This window comes from Pseudomonas sp. 10-1B (assembly GCF_000935045.1).
Lineage (GTDB): Bacteria > Pseudomonadota > Gammaproteobacteria > Pseudomonadales > Pseudomonadaceae > Aquipseudomonas.
Genome location: NZ_JYKS01000015.1, coordinates 240113 through 257456, shown reverse-complemented (window position 1 = coordinate 257456; position 17344 = coordinate 240113). Strand labels below are relative to the sequence as shown.

The window sequence follows — 17344 nt, the reverse complement described above, 5'->3', positions numbered from 1 at the left end:
TGAATCTCTCCGGTAATTTGTTTTTGTAAGCAGAAGAGCAAGCAAACGAATCGCTGTGTTTTATTTGAATGCTGCAATGTGTGCAGCGATGCATTCAGGCTATTGCGACTCTGCGCAAACTGTCAACACGCTTGAAAGAATTTTTTGAAGCAAAGCGACCCCGATCACCTGCAAAAGTGATTGGGGAGGGCTCTGTGAGTGGAGGAGGGGTGAAGCTAGGCGGGGCTACCGGTCAACTGCAATTCGTTGAGAAAACGTTCAAGGATCATGTTCGGTCGGCGCCCTTTGCGGGTCGCGATGGCGAGCTTGGCATCGAAGTGCAGGCGGTTGGGGTCAAGCGCTGCCATGATGCCTTTTTCCACCCAGGTGGCGGCGTAATGATCGGGCAGGAAACCGATGTAGCTGCCGGTCAGGATAAGAAACGCGATCCCCTCGCGGTCAGTCGCCGAAGCCCCGAAGTTGAGCAGTTGGTGCAGCCCGATTGCCTCGGCGGTCATCCGGTAGGTCGGCACTACGGCATCGGCCTGGGCCAGTTGTTCGTCAGTGACACTGGCGGCATGGGCGAACAGCGGATGCTCGTGGCTGCAATACAGGTTTGACCGTTCCTCGTAGAGCAGGCTGTAGTCCAGGCCGGACAGGGGCGAAATCAGCGGCACTGCGCCGACGTGCAGGTGGCCATCCAGAAGGCCGCGCTCGATTTCACCGGGGGTACTCATGCTCAGGTTGATGCGCACGCCACTGCCCTCGGCGCGCACGGCTTTGAGCGCATGGGTGATGCGCATCTTCGGCTGAGTGACCAGGTTGTTGACGATCGCTACGTTCAGGTCGCCGCGCAGTTGCTGGTGCATCTGGTTCACTTCGCTGCGAAAGCCCTCTATGGCCACCAGCACGGTTTCACTGGCGCGCAGCACCTCACGGCCTTCGTCGGTAAGGGCAAAACCTGCGCGCCCCCGCTGGCACAAGCGCATTCCCAGGCGTTTTTCCAGGTCGCCCATGTGCAAGCTGATGGCGGACCGGGTGATGCCCAGCGCACTTTCGGCGCCGGAGAAACTGCCGCATTCGGCGACGGTTTTGAAAACCCGCAGCAGCCTGAGGTCAAAATCACTTACCTGATGCAGGGGCGTCTTCTTGGTCATGCGTGAGTTATCCAATAACTGATTGCAAGAAAATATAGATTTATCGCACATGACTTTCCAGCACAAGCTAGGCGCATCACTCCACGCTCAGGATTACCGCCATGAACCAGGCCTTGCAGACACCTCTCTCCTTGGCCAGTGGCCTCCGGCTCGAATCGCACTGGATGCCATTTTCAACTGCGGCCTGGCCGGGGCGTTGCAGATTGCGCCACGGGATGGCGATGCGCTCATTCGCCCGTTCGAGGCAGGCATGGCGTTGTGGAAGGCAGGATTCTACGTGCGTTTTGGCGGCGACACCCTGCAGTTCGGCCCAACTTTCAACACCAAACCCCAGGAACTGGATCGTCTGTTCGATGCAGTGGGCGAAGCCCTGCACTGTCTCGACTGATCAGCACGCTCTCGCGCGTCGGGAGCTTCCGTAATACAACAAATAAACAGCTTGTCACCAAGCTCGAGGAAAGAAGATGGCAACTATCAAGCACTTGATCCATGGTGAACACATCGCGGACGACGCCCGCACCACGGATGTGTTCAATCCGTCCACTGGCCAGGCTATCCACAAGTTGGGCTTGGCGAGCCGTGCCACCGTGCAAAAGGCCATCGACTCGGCCCAGGCCGCCTTCCCGGCCTGGCGCAACACCCCACCCGCCAAGCGCGCGCAGGTGATGTTCCGCTTCAAGCAGTTGCTGGAGGCGAACGAGCAGCGTATTGCCCAGCTGATCAGCGAAGAGCACGGCAAGACCATCGAAGATGCCATCGGTGAACTCAAGCGCGGTATCGAGAACGTCGAATTCGCCAGCGCCGCTCCCGAGATTCTCAAGGGCGAGTACAGCCGCAACGTGGGCCCGAACATCGATGCCTGGAGCGACCTGCAGCCGATCGGCGTGGTGGCCGGCATCACCCCGTTCAACTTCCCGGCGATGGTACCGCTGTGGATGTATCCGCTGGCCATCGCCTGCGGTAACTGCTTCATTCTCAAACCGTCCGAGCGCGACCCAAGCTCGACTCTGCTGATCGCCGAACTGCTGCACGAAGCCGGCCTGCCAAAGGGCGTGCTGAACGTGGTGCACGGTGACAAGGAAGCGGTGGACGCACTGATCGAGGCGCCTGAAGTGAAGGCCCTGAGCTTCGTCGGTTCGACCCCGATCGCTGAATACATCTACGCCGAAGGCACCAAGCGCGGCAAGCGCGTACAAGCCCTGGGCGGCGCCAAGAACCACGCGGTGCTGATGCCGGACGCCGAGTTGGACAACGCCGTCAGCGCGCTGATGGGCGCCGCCTACGGTTCGTGCGGCGAGCGCTGCATGGCGATCTCTGTGGCCGTGTGTGTAGGTGACCAGGTGGCAGACGCCCTGATCTCCAAGCTCGAACCACAAATCAAGGCACTGAAGATCGGTGCTGGTACTTCCTGTGGCCTGGACATGGGCCCGCTGGTCACCGCTGCTGCGCGTGACAAGGTGCTGGGCTATATCGATGACGGCGTTGCCGCCGGTGCCAAGGTAGTTGTGGACGGTCGTGGCTTCAAAGTGGCAGGCAACGAAGACGGCTACTTCGTGGGCGGCACGCTTTTCGACCGTGTTACCCCGGAAATGCGCATCTATAAGGAAGAGATCTTCGGCCCAGTACTGTGCGTGGTACGCGTGAACAGCCTGGAAGACGCGATCAAGCTGATCAACGATCACGAGTACGGTAACGGCACCTGCATCTTCACCCGCGACGGTGAGTCGGCGCGCCTGTTCTGCGACGAGATCGAAGTGGGCATGGTCGGCGTCAACGTGCCGCTGCCGGTACCGGTGAGCTACCACAGCTTTGGCGGCTGGAAGCGTTCGCTGTTCGGCGACCTGCACGCCTACGGCCCGGACGGTGTGCGCTTCTACACCCGCAAGAAGGCCATTACCCAGCGCTGGCCGAAACGCACCAGCCATGAGGCCGCTCAATTCGCTTTCCCTAGCAACAGCTAAGGCAAGCCCCTGGTTCGAATGCCTGCGTCGTTCACTGTTCTGACGGAGAACCGCGATGACGCAGGCGTTCGTCATTCTTCAAGCGTCTGACTCACTTAACTAGCAGGCCGATAAGTATCATGGCGATTACCAATCAATACGTGAAAGATCTCGATCGCGAGTATGTATTCCACTCGTGGTCCACCCAAGGCGCGCTCAACCCGCTGGTGATCGCCGGCGGCGAGGGCAGCACGGTCTGGGACTACGACGGCAAGCGTTACCTGGATTTCTCCAGCCAACTGATCAACACCAACCTTGGCCACCAGCACCCTGCGGTGATTGCGGCCATCCAAGAGCAAGCTGCGTCGTTGACTACCATTGCGCCGGCGACGGCCAACTTGATGCGTGGCGAGGCCGCCAAGCGCATCATTGAGCAGGCCCCGGCCGGCTTCAAAAAGGTCTTCTTCACCAACGGTGGCGCCGATGCCAACGAGAACGCGATCCGCATGGCGCGTTTGTTCACCGGGCGTGACAAGGTGCTGTCGTCCTACCGTTCCTACCACGGCAACACCGGCTCGGCGATCGTCGCCACCGGTGATCCGCGCCGGGTGCCGAACGAGTACGCTCGTGGTCATGTGCACTTCTTCACCCCGTACCTTTACCGCAGCGAGTTCAACGCCCAAACCGAGGCGGAAGAAACCGAGCGCTCCCTGCGTCACCTGCGTCGTGTGATCGAATGCGAAGGTGCGAACTCAATCGCCGCCATCCTGCTGGAGAGCCTGCCGGGTACAGCCGGTGTGCTGGTGACCCCGGCCGCTTACATGCAGGGTGTGCGCGAACTGGCCAACGAGTTCGGCATCATGCTGATCCTGGACGAAGTGATGGCAGGTTTCGGTCGCACCGGCAAGTGGTTCGCCTTCGAGCACTATGGCGTGGTGCCGGACCTGATCACCTTTGCCAAGGGTGTGAACTCGGGCTACGTACCTGTCGGCGGCGTGGTGATCTCCGAGCAACTGAGCAGCTACTTCGACACCCACTTCTTCCCAGGCGGCCTGACTTACTCCGGCCACCCGCTGGCCATGGCCTCGATCGTCGCGTCGATCGACACCATGCACAAAGAGCGTGTGGTCGAGAACGCCCAGGAAATGGGTGAGAAGCACCTGGGCCCGCGCCTGCGTGAACTGCAGCAACGCCACTCGGCCATTGGTGAAGTCCGTGGCGCTGGCGTCTTCTGGGCGCTGGAGTTCGTCAGCGACAAGGCGACCCGTGCGCCGTTGGCCGCCCAGACCATGCTTGCGCTGAAGAACAAGCTGCTGGAGCGCGGCCTGTTGCCGTTCGTGGTCGAGAACCGTATCCACGTCGCGCCGCCCTGCATCATCACCGCTGAAGAGATCGAGGCCGGTATCGCCATCCTCGATGAAGTGATCGGCTCGGTACTGGGTTGATCGTTGTACAGGGCCAGCGTCCTTGGATGTTGGCCACAGGTTCGGGTATCGGCGTCATCGGCTGTTCTCACCCAGCGTATTGATGAAGCAGTTATCCGTGCACGCAGAGCGCTCTCTGCGGTTTGCCCGCAGCCAACATGGGCGGCAGGCACACACCTCCTCACCACTTAGTCGAAGCTTCGGCCCAAGACCTGGCCGCCACCACGCTGGCGGCCTTTTTTGTGTGCAAACGTCATCGACTCTCAGTTAAAGAATTGAGTCGATGACGAAGGCTGCACCGGCCGCAGCCTCCATTCTCTCTTGTTACAGAAGCGGAATGCTGTAGCTGACGATCAGGCGGTTTTGGTCCTGGTTGCGGCTCGCCTCGCTGTTGGACTTGCCGTTGCGCCAGCCGAACCCCACCCCCTTGAGTGCACCGGACTGGATCGTGTAATCCAGGCTGAAGTCACGCTCCCACTCCTTCTGGGTGCCGCCCGTGGTGGTCTTGATGTTGTCGCCACTGAGGTAGATCACTGACGCTTTCAAACCCGGCAGGCCAACCGCGGCAAAGTCATACGCATACTGGCCGAACGCGGTGCGCTCACCGGCGCGCGTGAAGGTCTGGATCAGGCGGTCGGTGTACAGGTAAAGACTGACACCGCCGGCGCCCTTGTCCGGCAGGCCGCCCTGGTTGAGTTGAGTGAAACCGCTGCCGCTGGACACGCTCTGGTAACCGGCGGTGAACGCATGGCCACCGAGGCTGTAAATCAGCGCGGCGCTCCAGGTGCGGTTGTCGATTTCGCCATCGTTACCGTCGGTATAGCCGCTGATCCGGTAGCCCGAAGTGCCCGAGCCGTTCTTGCCGGACGAATCGGTGCGGAAGTAGCGCAGGTCGGTTTTCAGCGATTGATTGTCCGCAATCGTCAGCGTGTGCAACAGGCCGAAAAACTGTTGGGTGTAATAGTCGTCCAGGTGGGCGTAGTAATACTGGGCCGTCAGGTCACGGGAGATTTTCCAGTCGCCACCGGCAAAATCGAACGCGTTGCTTTCCCGGGTGCCACCGGTCGCCGACAGCCCGGTCTGATCGCTGGAGCCGCGGCCGGTGGCGTGTTCGATGCGCCCGCCGGTGAGGGTCAGGTCCTTGAACTCGCTGGAGGTGATCTGCCCGCCCTCGAAGGTCTGGGGCAGCAGGCGGCCGTCGTTGGACACCAGGATCGGCAGTTTCGGCATCAGCGTACCCAGGTGCAGCTCGGTTTTAGACACCCTGACCTTGCCGGTCAGGCCCAGGCGGCTCCACTCATCCACGGCGCTGTCGTCGCTGCCCGATGGAATCATGCTGCTGCCGACATGGCGCCCCTTGCCGCTGTCCAGGGTCACGCCCATCAGTCCCAGCGCATCGACACCCACACCAATCGTGCCGTCGGTGTAGCCCGACTTGAAATCGAGCAGGAATCCCTGGGCCCATTCTTCGGTTTTCGACGGGGTCGCCGTGCCGTCGCGGTTGTCGTTGTTGAAGTAGAAATTCTTCAGCCCCAGTGTCGCCTTGCTGTCGCGCAAAAAGTCCGCGTGCGCCTGGCCGCCGAGGGTCATGGCGCCCAGGGCCAGGGTGATAACGGTGTACTTGCTGCTCATGTAGAACGCCCCATTTTCTTGTAGTTGGATTCGGGAGGGTGACTCCCGCCGGCCGATGCGCGGGCGGCGGGAGCGAGGTGTTCGGCTCAGATCCCCAGCACGTTGGCACCGATGCACGGGTCAATGCCACGTTCCAGGCGACGCGGGTGGACGATCACGGTGATCTCCATCGAGCCGGTGGTCACCTCGAAATCGAGGATATGGCCACCGTAAGCCTGAAACGTGGCGTCGCCGGCGACGCCGTGCATGTGGATCGACGGCTGATTGTTCTTCCAGGCGAGCGAGCCGGTGATGCTGGCCATCTCGACGTTGTTCAGGAGCTTGGAGTCGAAGTCTTTCTTGTCCTTGTTCCAGAACCCGAACTTGACGTTGCCGAAGCCGATCCCGATGAGCGAGGCACTGGGGATCTTTTCGGCGATGGCCAGTTTGGTCAGTTCCTGGAAGACGTTGTCGCCCATGCGCAGCACCATCAGGTAGCCGGTGGGGGTCTTGGTGTAGCGCGGTGTGGTTTGGGTGGCACATTGCATGGGCGTTGTCGTCGCGGCAGGTGTGGTTTCGGCCAGTGCCTGCGGGGTGCCGGTCGTGCCGATCAGGAAGGCAGCAGTCATGGCGAGCATCAGTTTGCACAGGCGGTGTTTCGGGTGACGTTGAACGTGCATGGGACTTCCTCGGTTTTTGTTGTTGTGGGTTAAAGCGGTGGAGCGGTGCAGAACCCTGTTTTCAGGGCGAGCGAACCCGGCGCCTGTCACTTGACAGGCGCGCGGGCGTTGCTGGAAACGGGTGGCGGGTTACAGCGTCTGGCGGTGACTGACGCCATCGACCAGCCGGGCGATGCCCAGCGGATTGGCGTTCTTCAGGGCGTCCGGCAACAGGCTGTCGGGGCAGTTCTGGAAACACACCGGGCGCAGGAAACGGTCGATCGCCAGGGTGCCGACCGAGGTGCCGCGTGCATCCGATGTGGCCGGGTAAGGCCCGCCGTGCACCATGGCATCGCAGACTTCCACGCCGGTGGGGTAACCGTTGAACAGCACACGCCCGACCTTCTGTTCCAGCAACGTCAGGATCGGGTCCAGGCTGGCCAAGTCCGCGTCTTCGGCGATCAGCGTGGCGGTCAACTGGCCGCGCAAGCCGTACAAGGCCTGGAGCAGTTCGGCGTGGTCGGCGACTTCGACGACCAGGGTGGTCGGGCCGAACACCTCTTCCTGAAGCCGCTCATCGCCGTTGATCAACAGGCTGACATCGGCCTTGAACAACTGCGCCCGTGCCTGGCTGCCCTGCTGCGCGCTGCCGGCCAGGTGCGTGATGCCGGGATGCGCGTGCAGGTGTTCCAGGCCCTGGCAATAACTGTTCAGGGCGCCGACGTTGAGCATGGTCTGCGCCGGTTGTTGAGCGATCAGCGTGCTCAAACGCTGCACAAAGTCACTGAACTGCGGTGAACGGATGCCCAGCACCAGACCGGGGTTGGTGCAGAACTGGCCCGCGCCCAACACCACCGATGCGCTCAGTTCGGCGGCGATCTGTTCGGCGCGGGCGTTCAACGCGGCGGGCATCAGCAGCACCGGGTTGATGCTGCTCATCTCGGCGAACACCGGGATCGGTTGCGCACGGGCAGCGGCCATGTCGCACAGGGCCCGACCGCCGCGCAGCGAACCGGTGAAGCCGACCGCCTGAATCGCCGGATGCTTGACCAGCGCCTCGCCGACACTGCCGTAGAGCAGGCTGAACACGCCGTCGGGCACTGCGGTTTTCTGCGCCGCGCGGGTAATCGCATCGGCAACGTAATCGGCGGTCGCCATGTGCCCGCTGTGAGCCTTGAACACCACCGGGCAGCCGGCGGCGAGGGCCGAGGCGGTGTCACCGCCCGCGGTGGAGAAGGCCAGCGGGAAGTTGCTGGCGCCGAACACCGCGACCGGACCGATGCCTGTGCGGTACTGGCGCAGGTCCGGGCGAGGCAAGGGTTGCCGGTCCGGCAGCGCGCGGTTGATGCGTGCACCGTAGAAATCACCCCGACGCAGCATTGTTGCGAACAGGCGCATCTGGCCGCTGGTGCGGGCCCGCTCACCCTGAATACGCCCGGCGGGCAGGGCGGTTTCCTGGCACACCAGCTGGATGAACGATTCGTCGAGGGCGTCCAGCTCGGCAGCGATGGCGTCGAGGAAGTCTGCACGGCGCTCGGCGGAAAAATTCCGGTAAACCGGGTAAGCCACCGCGGCAGCTTCGGCAGCGGCATTCACTTCCTCGTTCGTTGCCTGATGGAAACGATAGGGCAGCGCTTCGCCAGTGCTGGCATCGTGGCTTTGCAGGGTACGGGTGCCCTTGGCCGAACGGGCGCCGGCGATGTAATTGTGGCCTGAAACTTCAAGCATGTTGGACTCCTGATAAAGACTGCAGGTCGACTCAAGCGAGCCGGTAGATGCGCCGGGCGTTGTCATGAAACAGGGCCAGCCGCTCGCTGCGGGGACGGGACCTGACGAGGTGCTTCAAACCGTCGAACACCTCGCTGAGGCTGTTCACCACGCCGTCGACCGGGTAATTGCTGGCGAAGGCGCAGCGGCTGACGTCGAAGATCGAGATCGCATCGTCGACCACCCTGCGGTTGGCTTCGACGGGCCAGGCCTGGCCAGGGATGCAGATGCCGGAAATCTTCAGTACGACATTCGCCTCGCGCGCCAGCAGCGCCAGGTTGTCGCGCCAGCCGGCCAGGCCGGCTTCGCTGCGGTCGGCCGGCAAGGCGGTGTGATTGACGACGATGGGCACGTCGGGAAAATCCCGCGCCAGTTCGGCGGCTTCCGGCAGGTGCCACCACGGTGCTTGTAATTCGAAGTGCAGGCCGTGCTGAGCCAGTTGCGCGTAACCCTCACGCCAGCGCGGATCACGCATGGAGCCGGCGGCCACGAAGTCCTCCCGCCAGTGTTGGTAGGTGGTCACCGTCGGCTTGTGGCGAATGCCCCGCACCAGCGGGTGAGCGCCGTACAGGCGCAGCAGTTCGCCGATGTCCGCGCGATCGAGCCAGGCCTGCGCCACCATGGCGCCGATGCTGGCTTCCTGCTGCGCCAGTGCGTCGACGAAGGTCAGTTCATCGGCTGATGTCGCCGGGTCCCATTCGCCTTCTATGACCACCGTTTGCACCACGCGATGATGGCCGGCCAGACGTTGGTAGTCCGCGGGCAGGAAATTGCGGCAGATCGACGAGTAATCGCCATAGCGGAAGGGTCGCAACGGGCGGTCGTTCAACCAGGGGTAATAATGGTTTTCGACGTCGAAGTAGTGTTGGTGCGCATCGACGATGGGCAGGTCCGCGTCGTCACCGCTGGCGAGAAAACGCGCGCGCCAGTCGATGGGTGCAAGGTCATTCATGGTCTGGCTCCAGCCGATAGAAGCGACGGGCGTTGTCGGCGAACACGGCTTCCTGCACGGCGCGCCCCATGGGTGCGAGCATGCTGGCCACGCCGTCGGCAATCGTGTCGTAGGAAGCGCGCAACCCAGCCACCGGAAAATTGCTGGCGAACATGCAGCGCCCGGCACCGAAAATCTCCAGTGCGGTCAGCACCACCACCCGGTTGTCCTCATACCGCCAGGGCGAATCCTTGAGCCCGAATTCCGACAGCTTGATGTGCACGTTGGGCTGCAACGCCAGGGCTTCCAGGCCTTTGCGCCAGCGGGCCATGCCCTCGGGGCTGCGGTCCCAGGCGAAACCGGTGTGATTGAGGGCGATGCGGATGCACGGAAACATCGCCGCGACCTCGGCAGCCTCGACCAGATGCCAGGGCGGCACCCGCAGGTCCCACGACAGGTCATGATTGGCCAGCCGCGAAAACCCTTCGAGCCAGCGCGGATCCTGCATGGTGCCCCGGGCTCCGGTGACAGAAACGTGCGGTGACGCCGAGGTCACCGGTTTCGAGCGGATGCCCTTGACCAGCGGACGGGCGGCCTGGGCGGCGAGGATGTCGGCGCTGTCTTCGCGGTCGAACCAGGCATGGGCGACGATGGCGTTCGGGAAGCCGAAGCGGGCGTGTACCTGCTCCAGCCATCGGGTTTCGGCGACCTGTTCGTCACGGGCACGCTCGGCTTCGACGTGCACCGTGCCGACCAGCCGCTGGCGCTGGCTGAGGGCGAGAAAATGTTCCGGCAGAAAATCCCGGCACAGGTGGCGATAGTCACCGAGGAAAAAGTCCTCGTGGTACTCGTTCTGCAGCCAGGGATAGCGGCCGTTGCCCAGGTCCCAGAGGTGGTGATGGGCGTCGATCAGCGGCAGCGCATCCGCGGCGGCCAGGCTGGGCAACCCGTTGCGTTCTTGGAGCGTGAGCATGGCGGTGGCCCGACTCAGCGCGACGCGGCGAATTGGGAAGGGCTGAGCACACCGTCCTCGACTTCGCCCGCCGCCGCAGCGTCGGCCTTGGCCTGGACGCGACTGCGCAGCTTGGCGACGTTCACCACGACCCGGGTGTGTGCGGCGGTGGCGACCAGCTCGACGTCATCGCGCACTTCGACGTTGAAGGTAACGCTGCGACCTTCGATGCGGGTGACAGTGGCGGTAATGCTCACCGACATGCCCAGCAGCGTCGCGCCGACGTGGCGGATATCGACCGCTGCGCCGACGGTGTTCTCGCCTTCGTCGAGGAAGGTCAGCAGGTAGTCAAGGCAGGTCTGTTCGATGTCGTCCACCAGCCGGGGCGTGGCGTAGATGCGCAGGTCCTCGCCGAGAAACGAGATGGCGCGTGGTGTATCGACGGTCAGTCGGCGTTCGGTGGCGGTACCGGTTTGGAGTGTGGAGAAATTCATGGCAAACCTCGTGGTTGAAGGGTCGAAATCACTTGTTGGGGAGGAAACCGATGGAGACCCACGGCACGGCGATCAGCACCCCGAGGGCGACCACCAGTGCGCCGAGATACGGCCAGACCCGGCGCATGGCGCCGCTGGGGTCGACCTTGGCGATGGCGCACGCGGCATAGAAGCCCACGCCGAAGGGCGGTGCGAACAGGCCCAGGCCCATGGCGAAGATCGCCACCATCGCGTAGTGCACGTCGTTGATGCCTAGGGCCTTGGCAATCGGAAACAGCAGCGGGCCGAACAGCACGATGGCCGGGATGCCTTCCAGGAAACTGCCGAGCAGGATGAACGCCACCGCCGAAATGATCAGGAAGCCCATGGCCCCACCGGGCACCATGGCCATGACTTGCGCCAGTTGGTGCGAGAAGCCCGATTGGGTCAGCGCCCAGGCCATGGCCGTGGCGCTGCCGATGATGATCAGGATTGCCCCGGACAGCGATGCGGTGCTGACCAGAATCGGGTACAGCCGGCGCCAGTCGAAGCAGCGATAGCACAGCAGGCCAACGATGAAGGTGTAGGCGACGCCGATGGCAGCGACTTCGGTGGCGGTGGCCACGCCTTCGACCACCGCCGTGCGGATCACGAAGGGCAGGGCCAGTGCGGGCAGGGCCAGCAGTAGCGAGTGGCCGATTTCCTTGCCCGAGGCGCGTTTGCCTGTGGAGGCCTGGCCCTTGCGGTTCTTCCACCAGATCACCGCCGCCATGGCGATTGCGCCGACCACCGCCGGCATGAAACCACCGGTGAACAGCGCGGAAATCGACACGCCGGTAACCGAACCGATAGTGATCAGCACCAGGCTCGGCGGGATGGTTTCCGACATGGCGCCGGAGGCATTGAGCATCGCCACCAGTTCGTTTTCATCTTCGCCGCGCTTCTTCATTTCCGGAAACAACGCCGGGGCGATGGCCGCCATGTCCGCCGCTTTCGAGCCGGAAATACCCGAGATCAGGTAGATCGCGCCAATCAGCACATAGGAAAGGCCGCCACGCACGTGACCGATCAACGAGCACAGGAAGCGAATCATCGCCCGCGCCATGCCCATGGCCTCGATCAGCGCGCCGAGGAACACGAACAGCGGGATCGCCAGCAGAATCAGGCTGGCCATGCCCTCGTCCATCCGCCCGACCACCAGGCTCAGCGGCGTGCTGGTCATGCTCGACAGGTACGCCACGGTCGCCAGGCCGAACGCGACCATGATCGGCACACCGATGACGATCATCGCCATCACCCCGATCATGAAAAATATCACCAGGTTCCAGTTGCCCATCAACAGCATCGTGCTTTCGCCCACCCACAATAGCGCGCCGAGGGACGCGAGCATCGCCACCGACACCGAGAAGTCGATCAACCGGGCCCGGGTCAGCAGGCGGGCGACGCAGGTCATCAGCATCAGGCTCAGGCCGACGGCAATGGCCGATACGCGAAAGGCGTTGGGGATTTCCAGGGCGGCGGTGGTGATGATCCATTCGTCGCTGACGTACTCCCACGCCGGGGTGAACAACAGCCCGATGAACGTGATGACGATCATCGCGCCGAGGGTGTCGACGAATTCGCGCTTTTCCGCCGAAAGCCGCGCGATGAACGAGGTCAGGCGCATGTGCTCGCCGCGCCGCATCGCCACCACCGAGCCGAGCATCGCCAGCCACAGGAACAGCAGCGACGCCAGTTCGTCACCCCAGACGATCGGCTGGTTGAGCACGTAGCGGGAAAACACGTTGCAGAACAGCAGGACGACTTCGATCACCACCAGCAACGCCGCGCTGCCTTCGGTCAGCCAGCGCAGGCCGGTGTCGAGTGCGCGGCCCAGGCGAAAGGTGGCCTGGCACGGGCTGAGTCCTTCAGCAGGGGGAACGTCCGTCATTGGTATCTCGTTTTTCATGACTGTGTCTCCGGCTTAGGACAGTTGACCCGCGTACTGCTCGAGCAGGCCCCAGGCTTGCGCGCCGTACTTTTCCTTCCATTGTGTGTAGAAGCCCTTGGCTTGCAGGTCGGCGCGGAACAATGAGCGATCGACCTTGTTGAAGGTGATGCCGTGGGCGGTGAGGGACGGCTCCAGGCTGGCGTTGAGGTCGATCACTTGCTGACGCTGGACCAGAGCGGCGGCGTTGATCTGCCGCGAGACGATTTCCTGCACGTCGGTGGGCAACTTGGGGAAGGTCTTGCCGGAAGCGACGATCCAGAACCCGCCCCAGATGTGGTCGGTCATGGAGCAGAATTTCTGCACTTCGTAGAAGCGTGCCGACTCGACCACCACCAGCGGGTTTTCCTGGCCGTCGACCACTTTGGTCTGCAACGCCGAGTAGGTTTCGTTGATGCTGATACCGGTCGGCGAGGCGCCCAGGGCACTGAACATCGACGTCCACAATGGGCTCACCAGGACGCGCAGCTTGAAGCCGGCGAGGTCCTGCGGCGTGTTGATTGGCCGGGTCGAACTGGTGATCTGGCGGAAGCCGTTGTTCCAGACTTTCTCCATCGGGATCAGCCCGACCTTGGCGGTCTTCGCCCGCAGGTGCTCGCCCAGCTTGCCGTCCAGGGCCGACCAGACGCTGTCGTAGTCCTTGAAGGCGAACGGCATGCTTTCGATCGACATCACCGGCACCAGGGTCGACAGAATCGCGCCGGGCAATGGAATGAAGTCGATGGCGCCGGCCCGGACCTGGGACAGCATGTCGGTGTCGCCACCCATGGCGCCGTTGGCGTACACCTGCAGGTCGACCGCGCCGTTGGTTTCCGCCTTGATGGCTTGCGAGGCGGCTTTCATCTGCTGGTTCAGCGGGTGGGTGTCGGGCAGGCTGCTGGTGTAGCGCAGCACGATGGGTTTGGTCGCGGCGAAGACGCCGGATGGCAGCAGGCTGGCGGCGAAGGCGCCGCCCACGGTGGCGCCGGCAGAAACCAGGAAGGATCGGCGGCTGACGGACTCGGTCAAGATACGGCTCATGATGTTCACCTTCTTGTTTTTGTTGTTGTTCTGATGCCTGTAGGAGCGAGCTTGCTCGCGATGCGGTGTGTCAATCAGCACTGAGTTGCCTGACACACCTGATCGCGAGCAAGCTCGCTCCTGCCGGTGGGGTTTACGAAGCGAGTGCCACGACGGCCTGGGTGCGAATCAGTTCGTCGATTTCGTCCTGCGCATAGCCGCTTTCCTTGAGCACCTCGCGGGTGTGTTCGCCGAGCAGCGGCGCCGGGCGGCTGGTCGCTGGCGCGGCGTTGTCCATGTCGGAAAAGTGGATCGGCAGGCCCATGCCCCGGACCTTGCCCTCGGTGGGGTGGTCGGTTTCCACCACCATGCCTCGAGCCTGGGTCTGCGGATGCGCCAGTGCCGCCGCGATGTCCAGGACCGGTCCGGCCGGCAGGCCGAGGCTGTCGAACAACACCATCCATTGATCGGTGGTGCGCGCGACCAGCACTTCATTGAGGATTTCCACCAGCGCCAGGCGGTGCTCCATGCGCAAGGCGTTGCTGGCGAAGCGGGGGTCGGCCTTGAGTTGCGGTACGGCCAGCGCCTCGACCAGTCGTTCGTAGTTGGCCTGGTTGGCGGCACCGATGTTGATCCAGCCGTCCGCAGTGCGGAACACTTGATACGGCGCACTGGTGGAGTTGGCCGAGCCCATCTTCGGCAGGATGGTGCCGTCGGCGAAATACGCCGCTGCCGGCCAGTACATTTGTTGCAGGCCGGCCTCGAACAGCGAGGTATCGACCATCTGCCCCAGCCCGGTGCGTTGTTTGGCGGCGTAAGCGGCGCAAATACCGAGGGCGGCGAGGATGCCGGAGTTGATGTCGGCCACGGGCGAACCGGCCTTGACCGGCTCGCGCCCGGCTTCACCGGTCATGCTCATCATGCCGCTCATGCCCTGGGCAATCAGGTCGAAGCCGCCTTTGTCGCCGAAGGGGCCGCTGCGTCCGTAACCGGAAATCGCGCAGTAAATCAGGCCGGGGTTGAGGGTCTTGAGGGTGTCGTAACCCAGGCCGAATTTTTCCATGGTGCCGGCGCGGTAGTTCTCCGTGACCACGTCCGCCTCCATCAGCAGGCGACGCAGCACGTCACGCCCGCCGTCGGTCTTGAGGTTCAGGCCGATGCCGCGCTTGTTGCGGTTGACCACCATGAACGAGGCCGACTCACCGCTGGCCATGATCGGCGAGAAGCGCCGCGAGTCGTCGCCGTCCGGGACTTTCTCGACCTTCACTACGTCCGCACCCATGTCGGCGAGCATCATGCCGCACACCGGCCCGGACATGATGTGAGCCAGTTCTACCACGCGCATTCCTGTCAGCGGTCCCATGTCATTTGCCCTCGAATTGTGGTTTGGTCTTGGCGATGAACGCGTTCAGGCCAGTCTGGAAATCGTTGCTGTCATAGCAGGCGTAGCTGTCGTCGATCTGCTCGACGGTGGGCGGCACGCCGGCCTCCAGTTGTCGCGCTGCCTGGCGGTGCCAGCGGGCGACCAGTGGCGCGCCCTGGCTGATGCGCCGGGCGGTGGCGAGAGTCTCGGCCTGCACTTCGGCATCGGCGACGACGCGGGTCACGAGGTTTTTCACGTAGGCGTCCTGGGCATCGAGGATCCGCCCTTCGAGCAGGATCTCCAGGGTCGTCGAGCGTCCGGCGAGCGCCACCAGCCCGGCCATTTCGTCATAGGACATGACCAGTCCGAGCTTGCCGACCGGTGCGCCGAAGCGGCTGGACGTGCCACAGATGCGCAGGTCGCACAGGGCGGCGATTTCCAGGCCGCCGCCGACACACACGCCGTGGATCATCGCGATCACTGGGTGCGGGCAGTCGGCGACCGCGCGCATGGCGGCCGATGTCACCTCGGCGTAGTGGCGGGCCTGAGGTGGGTTGGCGCGGACCGCGGGGAATTCACCGACGTCGGCGCCGGCGGCGAAGGCCTGTTCGCCGGCGCCGCGCAACACCACGCAGCGCACGCTGAGGTCTGCGGACAGTTCGGTCATGACATCACCTAGCTCTTGCCACATGGACAGAGTGAGGGCGTTCATCTTGCCCGGATGACTGAGGGTGACGATGGCAATGGCTTCTTGCCGTTCGATAAGGACGGTGGGCTTCATGATGGGGCCGCTAACGCCGGCGTGGCCGGCGACGCGGATGCCTCCTGTTTTATTGTTGTAGGGCAGCGGCGGCTTACAGCGATTGTTCAAGCATCGACAGGTAGTCCGCGCCAGACGCTTCGCGTGGGTTGGTCTTGTGGCTGTGATCGTGCAGCGCGCCTTCGACGATGCCGGCGAACAGGCTTGGGTCCACCCCGATCTGGCTCAGCCGGGTCGGCAGACCCAGGCGCCGGGTCAGGTCCTCGATGGCTAGGCCGATATCGGCGTCGGCCGCGAGGCCCATGGCGTGGCGCAGGCGTTCGAGTTTGCGTTCGTCACGCACGGTCGGAGCATCGGAGTTGAAGCCGACCACCGCCGGCAGGAAAATCGCGTTCAAGGTGCCGTGGTGCAGCTTCGGATTGATCCCGCCCAGGGCGTGGGACAGGCTGTGCACGCACCCCAGGCCTTTCTGGAACGCCAGTGCGCCCTGCATCGACGCGCTCATCATGTTCATCCGCGCTTCGCGGTCGCCGGGTTCGGTGGTGGCGCGCTCGATGTGTTCCCAGGCCCGGCGCAGGCCGTCGAGGGCGATGCCGTCGGCGGCGGGGTTGAAGGCCGGGGCCATGAAGGTCTCGATGCAGTGGGCAATCGCGTCCATGCCGGTGGCGGCGGTCAGCATGGCCGGCAGGCCAAGGGTCAGTTCCGGATCGCAGATGGCCACCCGGGGCACAACATAAGGGGAGATCACGCCGACCTTGCGCCCGTCGTCGAGAATCAGGATGGCGCCGCGCCCGACTTCGCTGCCGGTGCCCGCCGTGGTCGGGATCGCAATCAACGGGGCGGTGGCGGCGGTGATGCGATCCAGGCCGCCTTCGATCACGGCAAAGCTTTGCAGGGGGCCGTCGTGGGTGGCGCAGACGGCCACGCCCTTGGCCAGGTCGATGGAGGAACCACCGCCGACGGCGATGATGCCGTTGCACTCGCCGTGGTGGTAGTGCGCCACGGCTTCACGCACGGCGTGCTCGTTCGGGTTGGGCGGGGTGGCGTCGAAAATTGTCGGGGCATGGTCGGCGCCAAGGGCGGCGATGACGTTGTCGACGATCCCGGCATTACGCACGCCGACGTCGGTGACGATCAGGGGGCGGGTGATGCCGGCACGTTCGGCTTCTGCCGCCAGGTGTTGCAGGCTGTCATAGCCGAACTGGATTTTGGTGATGTAATTGATGAGGGACATGATTCACCACAAGTTATACAGGATTGTTATTGTTGCAACCGGTCATGGGCGGGAGGGCTTACGCTCTCTGGTCAAACCCGTTGCATTGCCTGGTTGTGGGGTGGACTA

The 17344-nt window shown here is 63.4% G+C and carries 14 protein-coding genes and 1 pseudogene; 3 read left to right on the top strand and 12 right to left on the bottom strand.

What is annotated here, in order from left to right:
* Positions 1 to 215 precede the first annotated feature (215 nt).
* On the bottom strand, positions 216 to 1136 hold the full coding sequence (locus TZ03_RS11240) for a LysR family transcriptional regulator (RefSeq protein WP_051097675.1): 921 nt from the start codon (positions 1134 to 1136) through the stop codon (positions 216 to 218).
* A 169-nt stretch (positions 1137 to 1305) separates the two neighbouring features.
* On the opposite strand from TZ03_RS11240, the pseudogene TZ03_RS11235 reads away from it, so the two are divergent.
* The 3 genes and pseudogenes from TZ03_RS11235 to TZ03_RS11225 form a co-directional block, all read left to right on the top strand.
* Positions 1306 to 1524, top strand: a pseudogene (locus tag TZ03_RS11235) (aspartate aminotransferase family protein); the annotation flags it as partial.
* Between the two features lie 76 nt (positions 1525 to 1600).
* Positions 1601 to 3097: a CoA-acylating methylmalonate-semialdehyde dehydrogenase gene (locus TZ03_RS11230; RefSeq protein ID WP_051097673.1), complete on the top strand. Its 1497-nt coding sequence runs from the start codon at positions 1601 to 1603 to the stop codon at positions 3095 to 3097.
* Positions 3098 to 3216: 119 nt separating this feature from the next.
* On the top strand, positions 3217 to 4521 hold the full coding sequence (locus TZ03_RS11225; protein WP_051097672.1) for an aspartate aminotransferase family protein: 1305 nt from the start codon (positions 3217 to 3219) through the stop codon (positions 4519 to 4521).
* Between the two features lie 303 nt (positions 4522 to 4824).
* On the opposite strand, the gene TZ03_RS11220 is transcribed toward TZ03_RS11225, so the two are convergent.
* The 11 genes from TZ03_RS11220 to TZ03_RS11170 form a co-directional block, all read right to left on the bottom strand.
* Positions 4825 to 6132 (bottom strand): OprD family porin, encoded by a 1308-nt coding sequence (locus TZ03_RS11220; protein ID WP_051097671.1) that lies wholly within the window; start codon positions 6130 to 6132, stop codon positions 4825 to 4827.
* An 86-nt stretch (positions 6133 to 6218) separates the two neighbouring features.
* Positions 6219 to 6791 carry a PPC domain-containing DNA-binding protein gene (locus tag TZ03_RS11215; protein ID WP_051097670.1) on the bottom strand — a complete coding sequence of 191 codons (573 nt, stop codon included), beginning with the start codon at positions 6789 to 6791 and terminating at the stop codon, positions 6219 to 6221.
* A 129-nt stretch (positions 6792 to 6920) separates the two neighbouring features.
* Entirely contained in the window at positions 6921 to 8498 is a 1578-nt protein-coding gene (locus TZ03_RS11210) for an aldehyde dehydrogenase (NADP(+)) (protein WP_051097669.1), read from the bottom strand.
* A 31-nt stretch (positions 8499 to 8529) separates the two neighbouring features.
* Entirely contained in the window at positions 8530 to 9489 is a 960-nt protein-coding gene (locus TZ03_RS11205; RefSeq protein WP_051097668.1) for an amidohydrolase family protein, read from the bottom strand.
* Entirely contained in the window at positions 9482 to 10441 is a 960-nt protein-coding gene (locus TZ03_RS11200; protein WP_051097667.1) for an amidohydrolase family protein, read from the bottom strand. Before TZ03_RS11200 ends, TZ03_RS11205 begins: the two co-directional genes overlap by 8 nt.
* A gap of 14 nt (positions 10442 to 10455) precedes the next feature.
* Positions 10456 to 10914 (bottom strand): thioesterase family protein, encoded by a 459-nt coding sequence (locus tag TZ03_RS11195; protein WP_051097666.1) that lies wholly within the window; start codon positions 10912 to 10914, stop codon positions 10456 to 10458.
* Positions 10915 to 10942: 28 nt separating this feature from the next.
* Positions 10943 to 12823 (bottom strand): TRAP transporter large permease subunit, encoded by a 1881-nt coding sequence (locus TZ03_RS11190; protein WP_236692803.1) that lies wholly within the window; start codon positions 12821 to 12823, stop codon positions 10943 to 10945.
* A 33-nt stretch (positions 12824 to 12856) separates the two neighbouring features.
* Complete coding sequence (locus TZ03_RS11185; RefSeq protein WP_051097788.1) at positions 12857 to 13900, bottom strand: TRAP transporter substrate-binding protein; 1044 nt, start codon at positions 13898 to 13900, stop codon at positions 12857 to 12859.
* A 133-nt stretch (positions 13901 to 14033) separates the two neighbouring features.
* On the bottom strand, positions 14034 to 15242 hold the full coding sequence (locus TZ03_RS11180; protein WP_051097664.1) for a CaiB/BaiF CoA transferase family protein: 1209 nt from the start codon (positions 15240 to 15242) through the stop codon (positions 14034 to 14036).
* A gap of 1 nt (position 15243) precedes the next feature.
* Positions 15244 to 16023, bottom strand: coding sequence for an enoyl-CoA hydratase-related protein (locus tag TZ03_RS11175; RefSeq protein WP_051097663.1), 780 nt, complete (start codon positions 16021 to 16023; stop codon positions 15244 to 15246).
* Positions 16024 to 16096: 73 nt separating this feature from the next.
* A complete protein-coding gene (locus tag TZ03_RS11170) occupies positions 16097 to 17236 on the bottom strand; it encodes an iron-containing alcohol dehydrogenase (protein WP_051097662.1) in 1140 nt (379 codons plus the stop codon).
* Positions 17237 to 17344: the final 108 nt, after the last annotated feature.